This window comes from Endozoicomonas ascidiicola (assembly GCF_001646945.1).
GTDB lineage: Bacteria > Pseudomonadota > Gammaproteobacteria > Pseudomonadales > Endozoicomonadaceae > Endozoicomonas > Endozoicomonas ascidiicola.
The window spans coordinates 389874-394983 of record NZ_LUTV01000004.1; the positions used below are offsets into that span (position 1 = coordinate 389874).

Here is a 5110-nt window from a genome sequence, read left to right on the forward strand (position 1 = left end):
CATCTACTGGTTGAAGCTCGCGGTATTCCCGTTGGATTTACGCTGACTGCCGCTAATATTGATGAGCGTGACGCTGCTTATGACATGATGGATATCATTGCCGGACTTTTGTTAGGTGACAAAGGGTATATACGACCAGAGTTCAAAGAAGACTGCCGGGGGTTAGGTATCGACCTACAGACACCACTAAGAAAAAACATGAAAGATGATAGACCAAAGTCGTTTGTGAAAGTAATCATGCGGGTACGACGGAGGATTGAAACAGTTATTGGCCAGCTGGCAGAACAATTTGAAATCGAAAGGTGCCGTTGTCGAGACAGGTGGCATATGACTTCGCGTATAGCCAGGAAGCTTTTGGCACACAATATGGGTTCATATCTGAATATCAGTGCAGGGAAAGCACCGATTCAGTTTGAAAGCCTGATTGCTGCTGCTTAAAAATCAGTGAAACTCCACTTTGGTACAGCTTTTAAAGTTTTAGTTGGACTTACTTCCATGCAAAGTTAAAAATCTGCAAGTCGAACATCGCGTTGGTTTTTCTTGTTTGATTAAAGCCTCAAGCATTGAGCGTTCATCATCACTTAAACGAACATGGTATTTAACGTTCATGACGGCTCCATCTTTTGTTGCAGTGGAGCTGTCAGGATAATACAAAATTCAGTCTATCATTTGACGGTGGATGGAGTACTAGTCAATGGATTCTTTAGAAAAGAATCAAGGTGTGTAGCAATGTTTAATGGTGGCCAGCCCTGCCACCATGAGTTCAGCTTCAAGCAACACTGCCATGGCCGTCTGAAAAGAAGGGCCTGAAGATGGCACGCCATCGCAGAGCAACCCAGTCAAATAACTCACCACTGGCATATGACTTGCCAATAGGACAACGCCAGAGTCCGGTAACCGCTCCACAATATCACGGGGATTACCCTCTGGCACAAGGGCGTCCAACGTTTCAACATCACAGCCAAACTGATTTGCAGCAATGCCTGCAGTTTCTCTGGCACGATCATAAGGACTGGAAATAATCCGGGTAACCGGAATATCCACCATGGCAGTCACCGTACTCAGCACTTCATTTCTGCCAACCTCGGTCAGTACCCGTGCCCGATCACTCGTCGAAGACCAGGAAGCCTCACCATGGCGCATGATGATTAACTGCATGGCGTGCACATCCTCTTATTCATCTACATCAGTGGAAGAACCCTGCGGCCAATCTGAAAATGGGTAGGGCTTTACATCACTGTTAAAGGTGAGAAAACTGGCAATCTGAAAGATGTATTGATTCACGCTATCACTGAAGCTCAGCAATCGCTGGTTGGGCTCACCAACAACAAAACCATGCACCGCCTGAATCAACGCAATCAACATAACTAGGAAACCGGCAAGGTAGGCCGCTATGCCAAACAGCACCATAAATACCAGGCGAAACCACCGTGACTCTGATTTCAAGTTATCCACTATATTCTCATCCATTGACTGTCTCCTATCACATTATTAAGCCCTGCAAAGATATTAAATACTTTGCCTGGACATAAATTCAACATCCGTTTTCTGTTCCCGCAGCATCATACCCTTCACCAGGTTTTCGATGGCATTACCTTCAAAAATAATACTATAAAGACCATCCACCAGTGGCATATAGATACCCAGTTCATCGGCCTTCTGCTTCACCTGTTGAAGCGTGTTAACACCTTCCGCCACCTGCCCCAGTTTCTGTTCCGCTTCCTGAAGACTGCAGCCTTCTCCCAGCGCACGCCCCACCTGAAAGTTACGACTTAATTCTGATGTACACGTCGCCACCAGATCACCAACACCGGCAAGGCCAAGAAACGTCATTGGGTTGGCCCCCAGAGTGACGGCAAAGCGGCTCATCTCTGCCAGGCTGCGGGTAATGAGCATGCTGTGAGTATTCTCCCCCATTCCAAGGGCAGCACCCATACCACAGACAATGGCGTAGATGTTTTTCAGTGCGCCGGCCAACTCCACACCATAGACGTCACTATTAGAATATACCCGGAAATAGTCACAATGCAGAACCGATTGAATCGTCTGACAAAGGGCATCATCTTCACTGGCAATAACGGTTGCTGTCAGCGCCTTGGCAACAACCTCTCTGGCGAGATTCGGACCACTGAGAACCCCCAGTCGTATATTGTCCAACTCTTCACGCAGTATTTCGCTCATTAAGTCAAAGGTGACCGGTTCAATACCTTTGGTGGTGCTGATCACGATCTTGCCATTGAGCTTATCACCGGCTTTACGGATCACATCCCTGAAGGATTTACTGGGAATGGCAATAAACACAATATCTGCATTCGAGATCACCGCATCCAGATCACTGTCAGCGCTCACCCGGGGATTAATTTGAAAACCGGGCAAATATCGCTGATTCTCATGATGTTCATTGATGCTTTGAACCTGAGTTTCATCCCGCATCCAAAGCTTAACCCGGTGGCCATTTGTCGCCGAAATATCTGCCAGAGCCGTACCAAAGCTTCCGCCGCCAAGAATCGCAATGGATAATATCTCGGACGATTGAACATTCCCTGCGCTTTCTGGCTTAGCGTTTTCTGGCTTAACTGTCATCGCTTTCAATCCTGATTACTGCTATCGAACCGCTTTATAAAATGGCATGTAATTCCTGAGCTTATTAAACCACACAAGCGCTGAATAACATAAGTCGAAGGTTATTTGCTGAGATCGCACACGCACGCTCATTGCTTTACCCTTTGCCGCTCTTATTCACATCATGAAAAAACACAAGAAATATCAAGACTCTTACCTTTCCGCCTTCTATAGTAAGGCCAGCGTGCTCTTGATTGGGTGAAATATGATGAATTTGAGGGTGATCAACCCTGCTCATTATGGTACGACTGCACTGACACACCGACAGACAACCGCATCTTTTGTATGAGTATTGTTACAAATTGCTCAGCAGGACTATGATAGACGGTTTGCAATGGTATAGTTCACCGTCGAAACGATAGTGAACGTTTTGCACAACTGTCAGGATATAAAGGAGTCTTCAGTACTCAAGGCGCTATCACTCAACAAATTGCTATCACCGCATCCCCAGGGGTTTGAGTGAAATAGCGGGTGATATACCAAAGTACTGAGTCCGCCAGGAATCAATAAACCTATGAATCAACCATTAAAAAAAGGGTCCTTCAGCAAGGAAGAACTCTTAGAGTGTTCTGAAGGCAAGCTGTTTGGTACTGGAAACGCGCAGCTCCCTGCCCCGAATATGCTGATGCTGGATCGCATTGTGCGCATATCTGAAGAAGGCGGCGCCTACGGTAAAGGTGAAATCGTCGCCGAGCTGGATATCAATCCTGACCTCTGGTTCTTTTCCTGCCACTTCCCCGGTGACCCAGTAATGCCAGGCTGCCTCGGCCTTGATGCCATGTGGCAGCTGGTCGGTTTTTATCTGGGCTGGATGGGTAACCCCGGTAAGGGAAGAGCACTGGGCAGCGGTGAAGTGAAATTCACTGGCCAGATTCTGCCCACCAGCAAGCTTGTGACGTATCGTATCGATCTTAAACGCGTGATTGCCCGTAAGCTGGTTCTGGGCATCGCCGATGGCAGTGTCAGTGTCGATGGCCGCGAAATTTATACGGCAAAAGACCTCCGCGTAGGCCTTTTCCAGAACACAGACTCTTTCTGATTTTTTCCAGGACTACTCAGGTAACATCAATGAAACGCGTTGTAATTACAGGGATTGGCATCACATCTTGTCTGGGAATCACCCAGGACGAAGTTGCTGAAAGCCTGAAACTCGGACGTTCCGGCATACGCTTCAATGAAAGCTACCGCGATCATGGTTTTCGCAGCCAGGTATCCGGTACCGTAGATATCAGCTTCGAAGAGCATATCGATCGTAAAACCCTGCGTTTTATGGGTAATGCGGCAGCTTATGCCTACATTTCCATGAAACAGGCCATTGAAGATGCAGGCCTTACTGAAGATCAGGTCTCCAACCCGAGAACCGGTCTCATTGCCGCATCCGGTGGTGCCTCTTCTGAAAACATTGTTGATTCCGCAGATATCATGCGGGAAAAAGGGGTGAAGCGTGTTGGCCCTTATCGGGTAACCCGGACTATGGGGAGTACCGTTTCTGCTTGCTTGGCAACCCCCTTCAAAATTAAGGGTGTGAACTACTCCATCACGTCCGCCTGTGCCACCAGCGCTCACTGTATTGGCAATGCAGTAGAACAGATTCAGCTGGGTAAACAGGACATCGTATTTGCCGGTGGTGGCGAAGAAGAACATTGGACTCAAACCGGTTTGTTTGATGCCATGGGCGCCCTTTCTACCAAATACAACGAGACACCGGAGCAAGCCTCCCGTGCTTACGACGCTGACCGTGATGGCTTTGTTATCGCTGGCGGTGGCGGCATGGTGGTTGTGGAAGAGCTGGAACACGCTCTCGCCCGTGGCGCGAAGATTTATGCCGAAATTACCGGCTACGCCGCCACTTCCGATGGTTACGACATGGTCGCCCCATCCGGTGAAGGTGCTGCTCGCTGCATGCGCATGGCGATGGAAGCGCTCGATGGCCCAATCGATTACATCAACACCCATGGTACCAGTACACCGGTTGGTGATGTTGCAGAACTGAAAGCATTGATTGAGGTGTTCGGTAATCAGATGCCAGTGATCAGCTCGACAAAATCCCTGTCTGGCCACTCCCTCGGTGCCGCCGGTGTTCAGGAAGCGATTTATACATTGCTGATGATGAAGTACGGCTTTATCACTGCCTCTGCCAACGTCAACAATCTGGATGAGGCGGCCGCTAATCTGCCAATTCTGGTTGGTGAAGCTCGTGAACAGACACTGAACCGCATCATGTCCAACAGCTTTGGTTTTGGTGGCACCAATGCCTGCCTGGTGTTCGATCGCTTTGAGCAATAAATCGCGAACCGATTAACTTAGGAGCCTGCCAGACTTACCACTGACCTACTGCGAAAAAGTCCAACAGGCTCCTGGCAGCAAAATAAACCGGCTTTAGCCGGTTTATTTTTGTCTACTTACCCCCCAAAGTCTCCCATAGCGCATTGGTTTATCTATAACTCAACAACCACCGGCTAAAGCCGGTGGTTTTAACCTTACGAAA

At 48.4% G+C, this 5110-nt stretch carries 6 protein-coding genes; 3 read left to right on the forward strand and 3 right to left on the reverse strand.

Annotation, left to right across the window (positions count from 1 at the left end):
- The coding region (locus AKL11_RS12300) for a transposase (protein ID WP_157673571.1) at positions 1-438 on the forward strand (438 nt) is incomplete at its 5' end.
- 276 nt (positions 439-714) lie between these two features.
- Here the strand turns inward: AKL11_RS12300 and AKL11_RS12305 are convergent.
- The 3 genes from AKL11_RS12305 to AKL11_RS12315 are packed head-to-tail and all read right to left on the reverse strand — an operon-like array spanning position 715 to position 2583.
- Positions 715-1158: a SixA phosphatase family protein gene (locus AKL11_RS12305; protein WP_067517798.1), complete on the reverse strand. Its 444-nt coding sequence runs from the start codon at positions 1156-1158 to the stop codon at positions 715-717.
- 15 nt (positions 1159-1173) lie between these two features.
- A complete protein-coding gene (locus AKL11_RS12310) occupies positions 1174-1470 on the reverse strand; it encodes a DUF4389 domain-containing protein (protein ID WP_067517800.1) in 297 nt (98 codons plus the stop codon).
- A 39-nt stretch (positions 1471-1509) separates the two neighbouring features.
- Positions 1510-2583 carry an NAD(P)H-dependent glycerol-3-phosphate dehydrogenase gene (locus AKL11_RS12315; RefSeq protein ID WP_067517803.1) on the reverse strand — a complete coding sequence of 358 codons (1074 nt, stop codon included), beginning with the start codon at positions 2581-2583 and terminating at the stop codon, positions 1510-1512.
- Positions 2584-3136: 553 nt separating this feature from the next.
- Here AKL11_RS12315 and fabA point away from each other — a divergent pair.
- Positions 3137-3661 carry a 3-hydroxyacyl-[acyl-carrier-protein] dehydratase FabA gene (gene fabA, locus AKL11_RS12320; protein ID WP_067517805.1) on the forward strand — a complete coding sequence of 175 codons (525 nt, stop codon included), beginning with the start codon at positions 3137-3139 and terminating at the stop codon, positions 3659-3661.
- Between the two features lie 29 nt (positions 3662-3690).
- On the forward strand, positions 3691-4908 hold the full coding sequence (gene fabB, locus AKL11_RS12325; RefSeq protein ID WP_067517807.1) for a beta-ketoacyl-ACP synthase I: 1218 nt from the start codon (positions 3691-3693) through the stop codon (positions 4906-4908).
- Positions 4909-5110: the final 202 nt, after the last annotated feature.